This is a genomic window from Limnohabitans sp. (assembly GCF_036804465.1).
Lineage (GTDB): Bacteria > Pseudomonadota > Gammaproteobacteria > Burkholderiales > Burkholderiaceae_C > Limnohabitans.
Genome location: NZ_DAIRSK010000019.1, coordinates 21,123 through 38,450, shown reverse-complemented (window position 1 = coordinate 38,450; position 17,328 = coordinate 21,123). Strand labels below are relative to the sequence as shown.

Annotated in this window: 18 protein-coding genes and 1 pseudogene; 14 read left to right on the top strand and 5 right to left on the bottom strand. The window is 57.9% G+C overall.

Going from position 1 to position 17,328, the window contains the following annotated elements:
- Nucleotides 1-62: 62 nt before the first annotated feature.
- Both yjgA and mog read left to right on the top strand, forming a co-directional pair.
- On the top strand, nt 63-737 hold the full coding sequence (yjgA, locus tag V7Q41_RS10980; protein WP_333845886.1) for a ribosome biogenesis factor YjgA: 675 nt from the start codon (nt 63-65) through the stop codon (nt 735-737).
- A 14-nt stretch (nt 738-751) separates the two neighbouring features.
- A complete protein-coding gene (mog, locus tag V7Q41_RS10975) occupies nt 752-1,372 on the top strand; it encodes a molybdopterin adenylyltransferase (protein ID WP_333845885.1) in 621 nt (206 codons plus the stop codon).
- Here mog and V7Q41_RS10970 read toward each other — a convergent pair.
- The 3 genes from V7Q41_RS10970 to V7Q41_RS10960 are packed head-to-tail and all read right to left on the bottom strand — an operon-like array spanning nt 1,369 to nt 3,309.
- A complete protein-coding gene (locus V7Q41_RS10970; protein WP_333845884.1) occupies nt 1,369-1,749 on the bottom strand; it encodes a hypothetical protein in 381 nt (126 codons plus the stop codon). The two genes, mog and V7Q41_RS10970, sit on opposite strands and share 4 nt — an antisense overlap.
- A 2-nt stretch (nt 1,750-1,751) precedes the next feature.
- On the bottom strand, nt 1,752-2,522 hold the full coding sequence (cysE, locus tag V7Q41_RS10965) for a serine O-acetyltransferase (RefSeq protein ID WP_333845917.1): 771 nt from the start codon (nt 2,520-2,522) through the stop codon (nt 1,752-1,754).
- A 10-nt stretch (nt 2,523-2,532) separates the two neighbouring features.
- Nucleotides 2,533-3,309, bottom strand: coding sequence for an RNA methyltransferase (locus V7Q41_RS10960; RefSeq protein ID WP_333845883.1), 777 nt, complete (start codon nt 3,307-3,309; stop codon nt 2,533-2,535).
- Nucleotides 3,310-3,411: 102 nt separating this feature from the next.
- On the opposite strand from V7Q41_RS10960, the gene V7Q41_RS10955 reads away from it, so the two are divergent.
- From V7Q41_RS10955 to V7Q41_RS10945, 3 genes are read left to right on the top strand one after another with little or no spacing between them, the layout of a single operon-like run.
- Nucleotides 3,412-4,305, top strand: coding sequence for an inositol monophosphatase family protein (locus V7Q41_RS10955; protein WP_333845882.1), 894 nt, complete (start codon nt 3,412-3,414; stop codon nt 4,303-4,305).
- A 30-nt stretch (nt 4,306-4,335) separates the two neighbouring features.
- Nucleotides 4,336-7,041, top strand: coding sequence for a DNA mismatch repair protein MutS (gene mutS / locus V7Q41_RS10950; RefSeq protein ID WP_333845881.1), 2,706 nt, complete (start codon nt 4,336-4,338; stop codon nt 7,039-7,041).
- Nucleotides 7,042-7,075: 34 nt separating this feature from the next.
- Nucleotides 7,076-7,894, top strand: coding sequence for an alpha/beta fold hydrolase (locus V7Q41_RS10945; protein ID WP_333845879.1), 819 nt, complete (start codon nt 7,076-7,078; stop codon nt 7,892-7,894).
- 5 nt (nt 7,895-7,899) lie between these two features.
- Here V7Q41_RS10945 and V7Q41_RS10940 read toward each other — a convergent pair whose 3' ends face one another.
- Nucleotides 7,900-8,757: an undecaprenyl-diphosphate phosphatase gene (locus tag V7Q41_RS10940; protein ID WP_333845878.1), complete on the bottom strand. Its 858-nt coding sequence runs from the start codon at nt 8,755-8,757 to the stop codon at nt 7,900-7,902.
- Nucleotides 8,758-8,812: 55 nt separating this feature from the next.
- Here V7Q41_RS10940 and V7Q41_RS10935 point away from each other — a divergent pair, with 55 nt between their 5' ends.
- Both V7Q41_RS10935 and V7Q41_RS10930 read left to right on the top strand, forming a co-directional pair.
- Nucleotides 8,813-10,645 (top strand): glutamine--tRNA ligase/YqeY domain fusion protein, encoded by a 1,833-nt coding sequence (locus V7Q41_RS10935; RefSeq protein ID WP_333845877.1) that lies wholly within the window; start codon nt 8,813-8,815, stop codon nt 10,643-10,645.
- Between the two features lie 9 nt (nt 10,646-10,654).
- The gene (locus tag V7Q41_RS10930; RefSeq protein ID WP_333845876.1) at nt 10,655-11,272 is read left to right on the top strand and encodes a pyridoxamine 5'-phosphate oxidase family protein; all 618 of its coding nucleotides are present in this window, start codon (nt 10,655-10,657) and stop codon (nt 11,270-11,272) included.
- Between the two features lie 68 nt (nt 11,273-11,340).
- Here V7Q41_RS10930 and V7Q41_RS10925 read toward each other — a convergent pair whose 3' ends face one another.
- A complete protein-coding gene (locus V7Q41_RS10925) occupies nt 11,341-12,033 on the bottom strand; it encodes an SOS response-associated peptidase (RefSeq protein WP_333845875.1) in 693 nt (230 codons plus the stop codon).
- 78 nt (nt 12,034-12,111) lie between these two features.
- Between V7Q41_RS10925 and V7Q41_RS10920 the strand changes: the two genes are divergently transcribed.
- The 7 genes and pseudogenes from V7Q41_RS10920 to V7Q41_RS10890 all read left to right on the top strand — a co-directional run bounded on the left by V7Q41_RS10920 (nt 12,112) and on the right by V7Q41_RS10890 (nt 17,307).
- Nucleotides 12,112-12,672 carry a pseudouridine synthase gene (locus V7Q41_RS10920; protein WP_333845874.1) on the top strand — a complete coding sequence of 187 codons (561 nt, stop codon included), beginning with the start codon at nt 12,112-12,114 and terminating at the stop codon, nt 12,670-12,672.
- 156 nt (nt 12,673-12,828) lie between these two features.
- Nucleotides 12,829-13,107, top strand: coding sequence for a hypothetical protein (locus V7Q41_RS10915; protein WP_442918854.1), 279 nt, complete (start codon nt 12,829-12,831; stop codon nt 13,105-13,107).
- Between the two features lie 38 nt (nt 13,108-13,145).
- Nucleotides 13,146-13,451 carry a 2Fe-2S iron-sulfur cluster-binding protein gene (locus V7Q41_RS10910; protein ID WP_333845872.1) on the top strand — a complete coding sequence of 102 codons (306 nt, stop codon included), beginning with the start codon at nt 13,146-13,148 and terminating at the stop codon, nt 13,449-13,451.
- A 22-nt stretch (nt 13,452-13,473) separates the two neighbouring features.
- Nucleotides 13,474-14,139, top strand: a complete 666-nt coding sequence (locus tag V7Q41_RS10905; RefSeq protein WP_333845870.1) for an RluA family pseudouridine synthase — start codon at nt 13,474-13,476, stop codon at nt 14,137-14,139.
- A gap of 77 nt (nt 14,140-14,216) precedes the next feature.
- Entirely contained in the window at nt 14,217-15,398 is a 1,182-nt protein-coding gene (gene bktB, locus V7Q41_RS10900) for a beta-ketothiolase BktB (RefSeq protein WP_333845869.1), read from the top strand.
- 6 nt (nt 15,399-15,404) lie between these two features.
- Nucleotides 15,405-16,736: pseudogene (locus V7Q41_RS10895) on the top strand (MFS transporter); the annotation flags it as partial.
- Between the two features lie 94 nt (nt 16,737-16,830).
- Nucleotides 16,831-17,307 carry a hemerythrin domain-containing protein gene (locus tag V7Q41_RS10890; RefSeq protein ID WP_333845868.1) on the top strand — a complete coding sequence of 159 codons (477 nt, stop codon included), beginning with the start codon at nt 16,831-16,833 and terminating at the stop codon, nt 17,305-17,307.
- Nucleotides 17,308-17,328: the final 21 nt, after the last annotated feature.

Sequence of the window (17,328 nt, the reverse complement as noted above, 5' to 3'; positions counted from 1 at the left end):
ACTTGTCATGGCGCTCGCTCTTTGTTTTGAAGGGCAAGCGACCGATTAAAAGTTCCCTATTTATGTCACGTAAACCCAAAAAAGGTTACTTTGTCCGCGGCCAATTTGTGGCCGAAGGCAGCGAACTCGACCTTGAGCTCAAAGCTGAACTCAAAGGCACAGACGGCTTGAGCCGCACCGACCGCAAAAAAGACAGCGATGACCGCCAAGACTTGGGCGTGGAGCTGCTCAACTTGCGCACCGAGCTTATGGTGCGGTTGAACACCCAAGGCCACATCACCGACCAACTGCGTGAAGCCTTGGCCGAAGCCCGGCGCATCACCAACTTTGAAGGCAAACGCCGACAAATGCAGTATGTGGGCAAGCTCATGCGCAAACTCAGCGAAGCGTCACTTGAAGCCGTCAAAGACGCGCTGAATGAGCAGCGCATGGGCAGCACCAAAGACACCTTGGCCCTGCACTTGGCTGAAAGCTGGCGCGACCGACTGCTAGATGACGACGCGGCCTTGCAAGACTGGATCAACGACCACCCCAGCACCGACAGCCAGCAGTTGCGTGCCTTGGTGCGTCAAGCCCGCAAGGACGACGCCACCACCAAGGCCGACATTGCCAAGGGTCTGTTGCCGCGCCAAAGTCGCTCTTACCGCGAGATTTTTCAGCTCATCAAAGAGCAGATGAACTTGGCAGACGATGCGATGCACACGCCTGAAGAAGACCAAGAAATCTACAAGCCTTAGCTCAAGATCAAGACATGACAGATCACCCTATGCCCACTCCCGATGCCCGTTGCGACACCATCAAGGTCGGCATCGTGTCCGTCAGCGACCGTGCCTCCAGCGGCACCTATGAAGACAAAGGCTTACCCGCCCTGCGCGATTGGTTGGGCCATGCTTTGTACAACCCGATTGACTATGTTGAACGCCTCATTCCTGACGAGCAAGCCACCATCAGCCAAACGCTGATGGAGTTGGTCGACGCAGGCTGCGCTTTGGTGTTGACCACGGGTGGCACAGGCCCCGCCAAGCGCGATGTGACGCCCGAGGCCACCTTGGCCGTGGCGCACAAAGAAATGCCCGGCTTTGGCGAGCAAATGCGCCAAGTGAGTTTGAAGTTTGTCCCCACCGCTATCTTGTCACGCCAAGTGGCGGTGATTCGTGACGCGTGCCTGATCATCAATTTGCCGGGCCAACCCAAATCCATTCAAGAAACCTTGGGGGGCTTGAAAGACGCACAGGGCCAGCAACTGGTTGACGGCATATTTGCAGCGGTGCCCTACTGCATCGACTTGATCGGTGGCCCCTACATGGAAACGCGCGATGCGTTTTGCAAAGGTTGGCGGCCTAAAACCGCCGTGAAATCCAAACGAATTTAACGGGCCGCGGGTATTTTTTGCACCACAGGCTCTAGGCCTGACATGTCAAAGTAAATGCCCTCAAAAAATAGCTTGAAAGTGGGTAAATTGTTGCCCACCGCCTTGCGGCTTGGCATGTGGTGAAGCACATCAAATACGTAATGGTTGAGCGTGCTCACAAACTTGTCAAAGTGTGGCATGTCCACCTCAAACAATGGTTTGAGCCAGATGTTCCACTGCCCCACCATCGCTGGATCTTCGCTGACGATCACCTCACACACCATGTCTTTGATCATCAAGCCGTATTGTTCAAGGTCAAAAGTGAACTGGCCTTCAAAATCGCCGACGGCGTTCAAAGTGGCCCAGATACGTTTGGGATAGACATTTAAAAAACGCATGCTCAATCCAACAATTGGTTGATACGCGCCGCCTCAAAATGCGCTCGACGAGCGGCATCGTTGGGCACGCAATCGGGTGTGACTTGGCCTGAAGAAAGTTCCTCAATGGCTTTCCAAAGCAACGCAATTTGGTGTTCTTGTGAGGATGCGTGGTCAATCAAACCCCGCATGGCTTGGCTCACAGGATCATCGTTTTGCGTCACGCCGTAGGCTGAAAAGCCCATCTTAGAAGCGGCCTCTTCACGCGCCACTTCGGTCTGCGCCTGAATAATGCGTGCGGGGTTGCCCACCGCGGTAGCGCCTGCTGGCACGGGTTTGGTTACCACGGCGTTGCTGCCCACTTTGGCGCCGTCACCCACGGTGAAGCCCCCCAACACTTTGGCGCCAGCGCCGATGACCACGTCTTTGCCCAGTGTGGGGTGGCGCTTCTGGCCTTTGTACAACGAGGTACCGCCCAAGGTCACGCCTTGATAAATCGTGCAACCATCGCCAATTTCGGCGGTCTCGCCCACCACCACACCCATCGCATGATCAAAAAAAACGCGATCGCCAATCTTGGCGGCAGGATGAATTTCGATGCCGGTCAACCAGCGCGACAGGTGTGAAATGAAACGGCCCACCCACTTGAAACCAAGATTCCAACTGCCGTGAGCCAGCCGGTGCAGCAGCACCGCATGCAAGCCGGGATAGCAGGTCAGCACTTCCCAGCGGCTTCGCGCAGCAGGGTCGCGGTCCAAAATGCATTGAAGGTCAGAATGAAGGCGTGAAAACATCATGGCGTCATTATCCTTGCCCGTCAGCACCCGTGTTGGTTGATTGCGACATGGCCTTGGCAATGCCCCGCAAGATATGAATTTCTTCTTGCGTCAGCTGTGCGCGGTTGAACAACTGGTTCAGGCGAGGCATCAGCTTTTTAGGCGCTTCGGGGTCTAAAAACCCGATGCGGATCAGCGACTGCTGCCAGTGGTCAAGTAAGCCCGCGATTTGTTGGGCATCGGCCAACGGTGATGGTGATGGCGGCAACACCGACGCCATCCCAGTGTTGTGCGCCAAGCTGGCAACCCCCCCCAGGGCTTGACGCCAGTCATATGCCAACACCTGCACCGCAGCGCCTAGGTTGAGCGACCCAAAATGCGGGTCCGTCGGAATATTCAGACAGGTGTGGCAGCGGTACACGTCCTCGTTGCGCATGCCAAAGCGTTCAGAGCCAAATAAAAAACCCACGCCAAAGTCAGCGTTTTGGCCGTGCGCAGCAGCCAAGGCGGCAAAGTGCGGTCGCGGCGCTTGGGTGGGCGGACCAAAGTCGCGCGGCGTCATGGCGGTGGCGCATAGATGGTGCAGACCGTCAACGGCCTCATCCAAGGAGGCCACCACGCGCGCGTTGGCCAGCACGTCGAGCGCACCGCTGGCGCGCTGAATGGTCTCTTCGCGACGCAACACGTTGTCCCAGCGAGGCGCCACCAACACCAAATCCGTGAACCCCATCACCTTCATGGCCCGGGCTGTTGATCCCACATTGCCGGCGTGGCTGGTGTTGATAAGAATGAAGCGGGTTTTCATGGGTGTTGTGTCGGTCTTAGCGCGTAAAATCTAGACTATTGTCGCCGCCCGCATCGCCGGGCGTTTCTTTTCGGCCCTCAAGGCCAGCTCTTCATACAATCTATGTTGTCCTCTTCTTCTATCCACCCCATGCTCAACGTGGCCGTCAAGGCCGCACGTGCCGCCGGCGCCATCATCAACCGCGCCGCGCTCGACGTGGAAGCGGTGCGTATTTCACAGAAGCAAGTGAACGACTTTGTGACCGAAGTAGACCAAAACAGCGAACGCATCATCATCGAAACCCTGCTCACCGCCTACCCCGACCACGGCATCTTGGCCGAAGAGTCTGGCACCACGCACGGCAATGCAGGCGCTGACCACATCTGGATCATCGACCCGCTCGATGGCACGACCAACTTCATTCATGGCTTTCCTTTTTATTGCGTGAGCATTGCCTGCCAAGTGCAAGGCCGCTTAGAGCAAGCCGTGATTTACGACCCTGTGCGCAACGACTTGTTCACCGCCACCAAAGGCCGTGGCGCCTACATGAACGACCGCCGACTGCGCGTGAGCAAGCGCACCCGACTAGAAGAATGTTTGCTGGCCACAGGCTTTCCGTTTCGTCCTGGGGATGACTTCAACAAATACCTCAGTCTGATGGGCGATATCATGCAGCGCACTGCCGGGCTGCGCCGCCCAGGCGCAGCCGCGCTTGACTTGGCTTACGTGGCAGCAGGCTTCAGCGATGGTTTCTTTGAGCTGGGCTTGAAGCCTTGGGACATGGCCGCAGGTGCCTTGCTGATCACCGAAGCCGGTGGCTTGGTGAGTAACTTGACAGGCGAGGGCCCTTTTCTTGAGCACGAAGAATGCTTGGCTGCACCTCCCCGCATTTATGCGCAGTTGGTGCCGATCACGCAAAAATATTCCAAATTTGCCAGCGCTGAGGACAAGCGTGTTGCCAGCACAGCAGCCAAAACCCTGAGCCTCTCCCGCCAAGCGCCAGACGCGCCGCTGTAAAACATTCAACACAATCTGGCAGGCACAGAGATGCGTGATTTGTCTGGGCACACCCCCATGATGCAGCAGTACTTGGGGCTCAAAGCCGAACACCCCGAGACGCTGTTGTTCTACCGCATGGGCGACTTTTACGAGTTGTTCTTTGCCGATGCCGAAAAGGTCTCGCGCCTGCTCGACATCACGCTCACCCAGCGCGGCCAGTCCAACGGCGAGCCTGTGGTGATGGCAGGTGTGCCCTTTCACTCACTCGAAACCTACCTATCCCGCCTCATCAAGCTGGGCGAATCGGTGGCAATTTGCGAGCAAGTGGGCGATGTGGGCGCCAGCAAAGGTCCGGTCGAGCGCAAAGTGGTGCGCGTGGTCACGCCTGGCACGCTGACCGACAGTGCGCTCTTGAGTGACAAAACCGAGGCCTATGTGCTGGCCATTCACCAAAGCGACCGCGCTACCTGTGGCTTGGCCTGGCTCAGCGTCACGCAAGGCTTGGTGCATCTGGCCGAATGCGACACAGCCGATCTGCCCAACTGGATGGCCCGCGTGGCGCCTAGCGAAATCATCTACAGCGCCGAAGTCAGTCCTGCATTTGAGCAACAGCTCAAAAGCTTTTGCAGCCACCTCGGGCTTCCCGTCCAAGTGCGCCCTGCATTTCAGTTTGATGCCGCTTTGGGTGGCCGCAAACTGCTGGCGCATTTGCAAGCTGCGTCACTCCATGCGTGGAACGCACAAGACGTGGTGCAAGCGCACGCTGCGGCCTCTGCACTCCTGTCCTACGCCGAGCACACCCAAGGCCGCGCACTGAGCCATGTGCATGGCTTGTACGTGGCACGCAGTGATGCGCTGATGGACCTGCCGCTCACCACCCGTCGCAATCTAGAGCTGACCCAAACCCTGCGCGGCGAAGACTCGCCCACCTTGTTCTCGTTGCTCGACACCTGCATGACGGGCATGGGCAGCCGACAACTCAAAAACTGGCTGCTCTCGCCTGAGCGCGACCGCACCCCAGCCTTGCAGCGCTTGGCCGCCATTGAAGCGCTGCAGGACAACCGCACGCAAAGCTACAAGCTGCTGCGCGACGCCCTCAAAGGCGCGGGCGATGTGCAACGCATCAGCGCCCGCGTGTCGCTGCGCCAAGTGCGTCCGCGTGAATTGGTGTCGCTCGGCCAAGCGCTGCAAAAGGCGATGCGTATTCAGCCGCTCATCCCCATCTTCTCGGCATCAGCAAAGAGAGAGACAGAGCGCTCTGCGGAGGAAAAGGAGGAGCTGGCGAAGCCAGCGGGGGACACGCAGCAGAGTGCTCTGTCTCCCTCTTTGCTGGTGCAGATCGCCCAACATATGTGCGTGCCGCCCGAATGCGGTGCATTGCTTGAGCGTGCTTTGCTGCCCGAGCCCGCCGCCTTGGTGCGTGATGGGGGCGTCATCGGCGACGCCTACGACGCCGACCTCGACGAGCTACGCGCCATCCAAAACAACTGCGACGGCTTCTTGCTTGAACTCGAAGCCCGCGAACGCGCACGCACGGGCATTGCCAATTTGCGCGTGCAGTTCAACAAGGTGCATGGCTTCTACATCGAGGTCACGCAAGGCCAGATTGACAAAGTACCCGCCGACTACACGCGCCGCCAAACTTTAAAAAATGCCGAGCGTTTCATCACGCCCGAGCTGAAAACCTTTGAAGACAAAGCCCTCAGCGCGCAAGAGCGCGCCTTGGCACGTGAGAAGTTTTTGTTTGAACAACTGCTAGACACCTTGCAGCCATTCGTGCCTGCCCTCACCCGCTTGGCGCAAGCCGTGGCCCAGCTCGACGCCTTGTGCGCCTTGGCTGAGCGTTCGCTCACCCTGGGCTGGTGCGCACCTGAGTTTGTCAAAACACCATGCATTGAAATCACGCAAGGTCGCCACCCCGTGGTGCAAGCTCGCTTGGCCGAAACGCATGGCGTGGTGGCGAGCGGCGCAGCCAAAACCTTCATTGCCAACGACACGCGGCTGGGCCACCTGCACCGCATGCTAGTCATCACGGGCCCCAACATGGGCGGTAAATCCACCTACATGCGTCAAGTGGCCCTCATCGTGCTGCTGGCCAGCGTGGGCAGCCATGTACCCGCCACCGCGTGTCGATTGGGTCCGATTGACGCCATCCACACCCGCATTGGCGCGGCCGACGATTTGGCCAACGCCCAATCCACCTTCATGCTGGAGATGACCGAGGCCGCGCAAATCTTGCACGCCGCCACGCCGCACAGCTTGGTGTTGATGGACGAGATTGGGCGCGGCACCTCCACCTTCGACGGCTTGGCCTTGGCCAGCGGCATTGCCACGCACTTACACGACAAGACCCAAGCCTTCACCTTGTTTGCCACGCACTACTTTGAACTCACCGACTTCCCCGCCAAGCATCGCGCGGCGGTGAATGTGCATGTGAGTGCGGCCGAATCGGGCGCGAGCATTGTGTTCTTGCACGAAATTCAACCCGGCCCTGCGAGCCGCAGCTACGGGATTCAAGTGGCCCGCTTGGCTGGCATGCCTGGTGCGGTCCTCAGTCACGCCCGCCATGCCTTGGCCTCGCTTGAAGCAGGCGCTGACGCATCCAAGGCGCAAGTCGATCTGTTCGCGCCGCCGCCCCTGCAAGACGACACGGGCCCGAGCCCGCTACAAGCCAAGCTGGCCGAAATCGACCCCGACAAACTCAGTCCTCGCGATGCCTTGGACGCGCTGTATCAATTGAAAAAACTTTTATGACCTATTGCGTTGACAACAAACTCATCCGATCAACATGACTCAACCGCTCCTTGTTTTTTCGCACGGCAACAGCTTTCCCGCTTGCACCTACCGCGTCATGTTGGACGCCGTTCGTGCGCGCGGCTTTCGTGTAGAGGCCGTCGACAAATTTGGCCATGACCCGCGCTACCCCGTGACCGACAACTGGCCACACTTGGTGCAGCAACTGAGCGACTTTGCAGCGCCTTTGGCGGCGCAAAACGGCCCCGTGTTTTTGGTAGGCCATTCCTTGGGCGGCATCCTCAGCATGATGGTGGCAGCCAAGCACCCCGAGCTGGTGAGTGGCGTGGTGCTGTTGGATGCGCCCATGCTAGGCGGCTGGAAAGCGAGACTGCTGCAGGTTGGCAAGCGCGTGCCGGGGGCACAAGCCTTTTCGCCCGCCGCCATCAGTCGCAAACGCCGCACCACTTGGGCCAACGAAGCTGAGGTGCTGGCGCACTTCCAAAGCAAAAAACTGTTCGCAAAATGGCATCCACAAGTGCTGCAAGACTACGTGCAACATGGCACACACGACGAACCAACCGAGCAGGGCACACGCCGTGTGTTGAGCTTTGACCGCGACGTGGAAAGCGCCATTTACAACGGTCTGCCTGACCACTTGGAAACCTACTTCAAACGCCACCCGCTCACATGCAAAGCCGCCCTGATAGGTGGTTTGCAATCGCGTGAACTCAAACAAGTCGGCTTAGATTTCAGCCGCCGTGTGACGCAGGGCCGCGTGATGAAGATAGATGGCACGCATCTGTTTCCGATGGAGCATCCCTTGGTGGCGGCAGCGGCTGTCGAAACCGCGCTGCTGAATTTGATGGGCTAAAAACGCTAAGCAGCCCACGTCACCGTGCCAGTCCAAGCCGTGACCAACACCACCACGCCAAACACAATGCGGTACCAAGCAAACGGCACAAAGCTGTGCGTGGCGATGTAGCGCAGCAACCAACGCACACAAACCCACGCGCTGATAAACGAAAACACCAAACCCACGGCAAACACGGGCGCATCAGCCAAGCTGAGCAGCTCGCGCTCTTTGTAGAGGCTGTAAGCCCCTGCGCCAATGAGCGTAGGGATGGCCAAGTAAAACGAAAAGTCGGTGGCCGCTTTGCGCGACAAGCCCAGCAACATGCCACCAATGATGGTGGCACCGCTGCGGCTGGTGCCAGGAATCATGGCGAGGCATTGCACCAAACCCACCTTCAACGCGTCGATAGGCGACATGGCCTCCACCGATTCAATGCGCGCAGGCACAACAGCAGCCTCTTCGTGGCCCTCAGGCTTGGCACGGCCCCAGCCTTCGGCCCACAAAATGATGAAGCCACCGATGATGAAAGTGCTGGCCACCACCGTGGGCGTGAACAAGTGCGCTTTGATGAACTTGCCAAACAACAAGCCCAACACCACGGCAGGCACAAAGGCAATCAACACATTCAAAGCAAAGTGACGCGCCTCGACTTGCGTGGGCAAAGCCACCACGGTGCTGGAAATCTTTTGCCAGTAAACAATGATCACGGCAAAGATCGCGCCCGTCTGAATGGCGATGTCAAACACCTTGGCCTTCTCGTCATCTAGCCCCAACAACGCGCCAGCCAAGATCAGGTGGCCGGTGGATGAAATAGGCAAAAACTCGGTCAACCCCTCCACCACACCCATGACGGCGGCTTTGAGCAACAAAACGATATCCATACAACTCCCTTTAACTCGTCCAATTATCTAGGGTATGCCCGCCTAAAATCACAGCATGACGAAACCCGCTACCCCCGCGACAGAACAAGACCACAAGCCCAGCAACTTTTTGCGCCAAATCATCGAAAACGATTTGGTCCAAGGCACCTATGCCAGCCGCCGCTGGGCAGGCAGCCCTGGGGACGCAGCGCATCACGCGGCAGGCGAGCCAGACCCCGCCAAAATTCGCACACGCTTTCCGCCCGAGCCCAACGGCTACTTGCATGTGGGCCACGCCAAAAGCATTTGCATCAACTTCGGGTTGGCACGCGACTATGGTGGCGTGTGCCACCTGCGCTTTGACGACACCAACCCCGAAAAAGAAGACACCGAATACGTCGACAGCATCATCGATGCGGTGAAGTGGTTGGGTTTCGACTGGAACGGCTCAGCAGATGCCGCCCCCTACCAAGCCAGTGACTACTTCGACTTCATGTACCGCGCCGCCGAAGCTTTGATTGAAGCCGGTCACGCCTATGTAGACGAACAAACGCCAGAGGACATGCGCGCCAACCGAGGCGACTTTGGCAAACCCGGCGTGGACAGCCCTTTTCGCAGCCGCACCGTGGCAGAGAATCTGGCTCGTTTCAGAGACATGAAGGGCGGCAAGCTGGACGATGGTGCGGCTGTGCTGCGTGCCAAGATCGACATGGCCTCGCCCAACATCAACCTGCGCGACCCAGCGATTTACCGCATCCGCCGCGCCACACACCACCGCACGGGCGACACCTGGTGCATCTACCCGATGTACACCTTTGCGCACCCCATCGAAGACGCGCTGGAGCACATCACCCACAGCATTTGCACGCTAGAGTTCGAAGACCAACGCCCGTTCTACGACTGGCTGATGGCGCGTCTGTGCGAATCAGGTTTACTCGCTGCACCCAGTCCGAAGCAATACGAGTTCTCGCGCTTGAACCTCACCTACGTCATCACCAGCAAACGCAAACTCGCGCAACTGGTGAATGAGGGCAAAGTCAGCGGCTGGGACGACCCCCGCTTGCCCACCATCGTGGGCCTGCGTCGCCGTGGCTACACGCCCGAAAGCCTGCGCCTATTTGCTGAGCGCATTGGCGTGACCAAGAGCGACAGCTGGATTGACTACGCCACGCTGGAAGGTTGCCTGCGCGAAACCCTTGAAAACACCGCGCACCGCGCCATGGCTGTGCTGGACCCCGTCAAACTCGTGCTCACCAACTGGGACGACGTGATGGGCGCGGGCCACCTAGAGCCCTGCTCACAACCTGCGCTGCCTCACGCAGACGAAGGCGCTGAAGTACCCACACGCCATTTCAAAATCGGCAAAGAAGTGTGGATCGAGCGTGACGACTTTTCAGAGGAGCCGCCCAAAGGCTACAAACGCCTTTATCCGCCCCGGCCAGGCGCGGATGGCCAAATGCTTCCCGGCAACAAGGTTCGCCTCAAAGGCGGCTACGTGATCGAGTGCACGGGCTGCAGCAAAGACGAGGCTGGCAACATCACCGAGGTGCTTGCGACCGTCATCCCCGACACCAAGAGCGGCACCCCCGGCAGCGCCACCGTCAAGGCCAGCGCCGCCATCACCTGGGTGGGCGTACACGACGGCTTGCAGGCCGAAGTGCGCTTGTATGACCGCTTGTTCACCGACGCGCAACCCGATGCGGGCGGCAAAGACTTCCTCGCCGCCCTCAACCCCGACAGCCTGAAGGTGGTGACCGCGTATGTAGAGCCATCATTGGCCCACGTGCCCGCCAGCGCGCACTTTCAGTTTGAGCGCCACGGCTACTTTGTGACCGACCGCGTGGACCATGCGGGGGATCGGTTGGTGTTCAACAAGATCACGGGGCTCAAAGACACTTGGGCGAAATAAAGGACGCGCATGACGATCACCCATCTTTCTCAACTGCGCAAGCTCTACAGCGGCGCCAGCGAACGTGCTGTGAAAAAAGAAATACCTGCATTGGATGTGCACGCCATTCAATTCATTCGCCTGTCGCCCTTTGTGGTGATAGCCAGTGGTGACGCCCAGGGACAGCAGGACTCATCGCCCAGAGGGGGTGACCCTGGTTTCGTCAAAGTTCTTGATGCACAAACGCTTTTGATCCCTGACGCGCCCGGCAACAACCGACTCGACACCTTAGAAAACATTGTGGCCAATGGGCATTTGGGTCTGCTATTTTTAGTGCCCGGATTTGACGAAACCTTGCGAATCAATGGCCGTGCCGTGCTGTCCACTGCCCCAGAAGATTTAGCCTTTTGCGCAGATGAAAGACGCACACCTGTTGTAGCAATTCGCGTCAGCGTGGACTCGGTCTATCTTCATTGCGCCAAAGCTTTGATGCGCTCAAAACTCTGGGACACCGAGCAACGTGTCGAGAGAAGTCAAATGCCCACGATGGGTGAAATGTTGCGCGACCAAGTGCGCCAATTCAAAAACGAAGACATCGATGTGGAGTCACAAGCCCACATGTTGGCACGTTATCGGCAAGCGCTATAAAACCTCAAGTTGTGCCGTTGCTTCTATTCATGAAGCTGTGAACCACACCTCGGGTATCCCGCCAAGTCTTACTTCTTCTCCACCGGATTCGCCGTCAACAAATTAGCCGAATAAGCCCGCATAAACTCCCGCGCTTTCTCGGGCCGCGTGTGGAGCCATGCGTCATAGGCGCCTTCGCCTAGGATGACGGGCATGCGTTTTTCGTTGCCGTTTTGTTGGTAGCGGTGCAGCAAGGCGTGGCTGTTGGCATTCACCGTCAGCAGCGTGAAGCTGATGATGTCTGTGCCGTCTTTGGTCCAACGCTCCCACATGCCCGCCACGCCCATGGGCTTGCCGTCCACACGGGTGATGCGCGTGGGCACGGCTTTGCCGCTGCGCCAGTCGTCCTCAAAAAACGCCATCATGGGCACGATGCAGCGCTGACCTGCCAGCCATGCATCGCGAAAGTTGTTGGAGGTGGTGACGGTTTCTGAGCGGGCATTGACCATTTTGGTGGAGCGCAGTTTGGCGTCAGATGCTGACTTGACCCATTGCGGCACAAAGCCAAACTGGCCAACTCCTAATTCACGCACCGGCGCGATCAGTCCCTTTTCGTCCAGCGCGGCGTCAGCCGCTGCACCTTCAGACACAGGCGCATGGCGCACAAACACGCCCAGCTTACGCGGCCACAGGTCGCGCTCAATGGCAATTTCGGGGGCTGCCACATCAAAGGCATCGGTATACATCGCGGCGTTTTGCACGCTTTCAAAATGGGCAGTCATGCGGGCATGGTAGCCGTGTGCACCCGAGCCCTGCCACGCGCCTGATACGCTCTAGGCTTCGTTCGCTTTTCACATGACATGCTGATTCGTTTCAACAAACCCTACGGCGTGCTCAGCCAGTTCACCCCCGAGGGGAAATGGCGCGGTCTGAAAGATTTCATCGCCCTGCCCGACGTGTATGTAGCAGGCCGCTTAGACGCCGACAGCGAAGGCTTGCTGCTGCTCACTGACGATGGCCAGCTTCAAGCCCGCATTGCCGACCCGCGCTTCAAGATGGAGAAAACCTACCTCGCGCAAGTTGAAGGCATGGCAGGTGAGGCAGCACTGCAAGCCCTTTGCAACGGCGTGATGCTCAAGGACGGCATGACCCTGCCCGCACATGCGCGTAGCGTTGATGCACCCGCTGACCTGTGGGCACGCGACCCGCCCATTCGCTTGCGGCAAACCCTGCCCACCTCATGGATAGAGCTGACCATCCGCGAAGGCCGCAACCGCCAAGTGCGCCGCATGACGGCTGCGGTGGGTCTGCCCACGCTGCGCCTGATACGCACCCACATCGGTCCCTACGAGGTTCAGGACTTGCCTTTAGGAACGTGGCAAGAGACTGAATTACCATTCCCCCATCTCGCGTCGAGATAACAACCAAGAAGGTGATATGGCCAAAGGCGAACAACACAGCAAAAAAATGACCAAGAAGCCTAAAAAGGACACGTCACCGCCCAAGACTTCGGTCTCGGACCGCCCCAACCCGCCCACGACTTATGTCGCACCGCGCGGCAAAATCAAACCCAAGTAATGCCTGTTGCCGCGCTCGCCGAACTTCGCTCTGCCCTTGCCGATTTGCGCAGCAAGGCGATGACGGACCGAGCGTTTATTCAAAAAGCTCGCGCCCAAGAGGCTTTGTTCAAAGCCCTGCCGCCAAAGTTTGAAGTGGTGTGGCTTGACTTGGTGGATCGGCTCGAATCCAGCGCTTTGTTTAGTGAAGAAAGCTGCTCATTCAGTCAAACCGATCTGTTAGACAACCTTGCACGGGTGTTGGACAAAGCCCAAGCGACTCTGGCCGCCTCGAACTAACTGCTTCATCGTCACTGCTTCATCGTCACCGCCTCATCATGACTGCCCCAGCGAATTTTCAAATCTTCACTGCCAAGATTAGCCCCTCAGGCCTGCAATTCGATGTAGAAGGTGACCTGACCTTGCTGGAAGCGGCCGAGTTGTCCCGCATCGAGCTGCCCAGCTCCTGCCGCAATGGCACCTGTCGCACCTGTGTGTGCCGCCTGGTCAGTGGCGAGGTGACTTACGCCATTGAGTGGCCCGGGCTGAGTGCACAAGAAAAAGCCGAAGGCTATGTGCTGCCCTGTGTGGCGCGCCCCACCACCGATGTGGTGCTGGAGCAACCCCAGGCGCGCGCGACCTAAAACCGATTGAAGCTCCTCACTGATGCATCCGATTTACGAAGACGAACACCTGCTGGTGTTTGAAAAACCCAGTGGCCTGCTGTCAGTGCCAGGCCGTGGGCCAGAGAAGCAAGACTGCTTGTCTAAGCGTGTGCAAGACATCTACACCGATGCGCTGGTGGTGCACCGCCTCGACCAAGACACCTCGGGCCTCATCGTGATGGCGCGTGGCATTGAAGCGCAGCGTCGCATCAGCCGATTGTTTGAAACACGGCAGGTGTCCAAGCGCTACATGGCCGTCGTGGCCGGCAACCCGCTGCTGACACAAACGCAGGTACCCACCAACGAAGAGGGCTGGCGTGCCATTGAAGGCCACATCCTGCTTGATTGGGAGCGCCGTCCTATTCACATCATTCATCCCGACGGCAAGCCCAGTCTCAGCTTGTGGCGCATGGTGCAAGCGAGCGACACTGCCAGCTTGATTGAGTTAGAGCCCTTCACCGGCCGCACACATCAGCTGCGCGTGCACATGCAAAGCGTGGGACACCCTATGTTGGGCGACTCCTTGTATGCGCCAGCCCACATCTTGGCGCTCGCACCGCGCCTAATGTTGCATGCCCAAGACATTGGGTTTGCCCACCCTTTCACTGAACAAGCGCTGTTTTTTTCAGCACCAGTGACATGGTCTGCGGCAAACCCCTATGTTTGAGAGAAACTTACGTAAGACACCTGTAGTCCAAGCGGTGCAAACTGATTGGGTTTAATTTTTTATCACTGGAGACTGATATGCGTGAAGTAGTTGTGGTCAGCGGAGTGCGTACCGCCATCGGTACCTATGGCGGCAGCCTCAAAGACGTGCCCCCCACCGAGCTGGCGGCTCAAGTGGTGCGCGAATCCTTGGCTCGTGCGCACGTGGAAGGCAAAGATGTCGGCCATGTGGTGTTTGGCCATGTGGTGAATACCGAGCCCAAGGACATGTATTTGTCACGGGTCGCCGCCATCAACGGCGGTTGTGCCGAAAGCACACCCGCTTTCAATGTGAACCGTTTGTGCGGTTCTGGTCTGCAAGCCATCGTGAGCGCCAGCCAAGCCATCCTGCTGGGTGACTGCGACATCGCGATTGGTGGCGGCGCAGAAAACATGAGCCGTGGCCCTTATGCATCGTTGAGCGCCCGTTGGGGCGCACGGATGGGCGACTCCAAAATGGTCGACATGGTGGTGGGCGCTTTGCACGACCCTTTCCAAAACATCCACATGGGCGTGACCGCTGAAAACGTGGCCGCCAAATTTGGTATCACCCGCGAGATGCAAGACGCAGCAGCGGTACAGAGCCACAACCGCGCCCAACGTGCCACCGAAGCGGGCTACTTCAAAGACCAAATCGTGCCGGTCATGCTCAAGAGCAAAAAAGGCGATGTGGCTTATGCGACCGACGAGCACTTTCGCCCCGACTGCAAGCTCGAAGACATGAGCAAATTAAAACCCGTCTTCATCAAAGAAAACGGCACGGTCACGGCGGGCAACGCATCGGGCATCAACGATGCGGCAGCGGCTGTGGTGTTGATGGAAGCCAAAACGGCACAAGCACGCGGCGCAAAGCCATTGGCACGTTTGGTCTCTTATGCCCACACCGGCCTCGACCCCAAAATCATGGGCATGGGCCCTGTGTCGGCGTCTCGCCTCGCTTTGCAAAAAGCAGGCCTCACCACACAAGACATGGACGTGATTGAAGCCAACGAAGCCTTTGCCGCCCAAGCTTGCGCCGTCAGCCAAGAGCTGGGCCTTGACCCCGCCAAAGTCAACCCCAACGGTTCGGGCATTTCTTTGGGTCACCCCATCGGCGCAACGGGCACTTTGATTACAGTCAAGGCCTTGTATGAACTTCAGCGCATCAACGGCAAGTACGCTTTGGTCACCATGTGCATTGGTGGTGGCCAAGGTATTGCGGCTATTTTTGAGCGTCTTTAAATTGCCATGACCCGCCCAACCGACGCTCGTTTCATCCAACGCGAAACCAACCAGTTCGCACTGTTAAAACAACGTCGGTTTGGGCCGTTTTTCTGGACGCAGTTTTGCGGCGCGGCCAACGACAACCTATTCAAATTCGCCTTCACCGTGATGGTGACCTACCAGCTCAGTGTGAGTTGGTTGCCCGTGTCGTTAGCGGGCCTCATCATTGGGGCGCTGTTCATCCTGCCTTATTTGTTGTTCTCCGCCACCAGCGGGCAACTGGCTGAAAAGTATTCAGACACCACCATCATGCGGTGGGTAAAAAACTGTGAAATTGGCATCATGGCGCTCGCCGCTGTGGGCTTTATGACGCAACAAGCGGCCGTGTTGCTGGCATGCACTTTTTTGATGGGCCTGCACTCCACCGTGTTTGGGCCCGCTAAATATTCGTACTTGCCGCGCGTGCTCGATGAGCACGAGCTCACTGGCGGCAATGGCATGACCGAGATGGGCACGTTTGTGGCCATCTTATTGGGCAACGTGGCAGGTGGTTTGTTGGTGGCCATCCCTGACATAGGCCACGCGACAGTGTCCGTGGCTTGTTTGGCCGTGGCGGTATTGGGCCGCTGGATGAGCGCACGCATGCCGCCGCTGACGGCCACCTCGCCGGATGAAGCCATCAACTGGAACCCCTTCACCGAAACCCTGCGCAACCTGCGCTTGGCACGCGCCAACCCCAAAGTATTTCAAACCCTGCTGGGCATCAGTTGGATGTGGTTTTTTGGTGCCGTTTTTTTAAGCCAGTTTCCCAGTTTTGCCAAAGAGGTATTGCATGGTGATGCGCAAGTGGCTTCGCTGTTGTTGGTGTTGTTCTCCATTGGCATTGGCGCAGGCGCGCTTTTGTGCGAAGCCTTGAGCCGCGGGCGTGTGGAGATTGGGTTGAGCCCCTTGGGCGCAATCGGCATGACGGTATTTGCTGTGGATTTGTATCTGGCCGCAGCGCATTTGCCCACCTCTGAACTGATGGGCATCAGCGCATTTGTGACACAAAGCGCGCATTGGCGCATCATGGTCGACTTGCTGCTGCTGAGTTTGTTCACAGGCATTTACAGCGTGCCCATGTATGCACTCATTCAAATCGAGAGCAAAGCCCATGAAGTGGCCCGCATCATTGCAGCCAACAACATCATCAATGCCATCTTCATGATTGCCAGCTCGCTCATGGCGGGCGCCATGCTGAGCGCTGGCTTGTCCATCCCCGACATCTTCTTGTGGACCGGCGTGGCCAATGTTGTGGTGACGCTGGCCATCTTCATGGCGGAGCCCAGTTACTTACACCGATTTACAGCTTGGCTGCGGGGGGTTTGACCCAGCGCAAAGTAACACCGGTTGATTCAACTTAAGCTTGACGCACCGCCAAAAAAAACGCGTCCTCTTTCATAAGCCTCTGATGTCCGACACCCTGAACGCCACACTACCCGCACGCGCAATCACCCTTACCTGGTCTGACGCGTTATCCCTAGAGCTAAGCTTCATGGACGACACGCACCGCGAATTTGTCAACTTGTTGGCCGCCACCGAACTGGCTGATGACGACACCTTGAACGAGCGTTTTACAGCGCTCATTGAGCACACCCAAGAACACTTTGGCGGCGAAGACAAGTGGATGAAAGACACCAAGTTCTCGTCCACCAACTGCCACACCACGCAGCACAACGTGGTGCTGGAAGTGATGCGCGAAGGTTTGCGTCGTGGCAGCGAAAAGGGGGACATGGCCGTGATGCGTCAAATGACGCACGAACTAGCAATGTGGTTTCCCCAACACGCCCAAACCATGGATGCAGCTTTGGCCTTGCATCTTCGCCGCGTGGGCTATGACGCTGAAACAGGCATCGTCTCAGCCCCTGAAGCCTTCGCTGAAGAATAGATTCGCGCCAGCAACTGGTGT